The organism is Psychrobacter sp. TB55-MNA-CIBAN-0194 (genome assembly GCF_040309505.1).
GTDB classification, from domain to species: Bacteria; Pseudomonadota; Gammaproteobacteria; order Pseudomonadales; family Moraxellaceae; genus Psychrobacter; species Psychrobacter fozii.
Genome location: NZ_JBEOOW010000564.1, coordinates 1 through 252, shown reverse-complemented (window position 1 = coordinate 252; position 252 = coordinate 1). Strand labels below are relative to the sequence as shown.

1 protein-coding gene is annotated in these 252 nt (G+C 44.8%); it reads left to right on the top strand.

Annotated elements, in window-relative coordinates; translation table 11 throughout:
• Positions 1-252 (top strand): hypothetical protein (locus AAEY75_RS16300; protein WP_352260196.1); only part of this gene is annotated, 252 nt, incomplete at both ends.

Sequence of the window (252 nt, the reverse complement as noted above, 5' to 3'; positions counted from 1 at the left end):
CAGCAGACGCGCTAGCAGGTGAAACAGAACGTTTACGCGTGCGTATTACTCAAGTATTTGATCGCATAGAAACGCAGTTAAAGCAGATCATCCGCGAAGCAGACTTAAAACAAGGTTTGAGGCCAGCGATGGGCGTTGCACCCTGTGCGAATTTTCTTATTGCCATTATTGAAGGGAAAATACGCCACTATGTGCGCAGTGAATTTAAAGTGAAGCCAATGGATATTTGGCAAGAACAATGGACTGTATTGG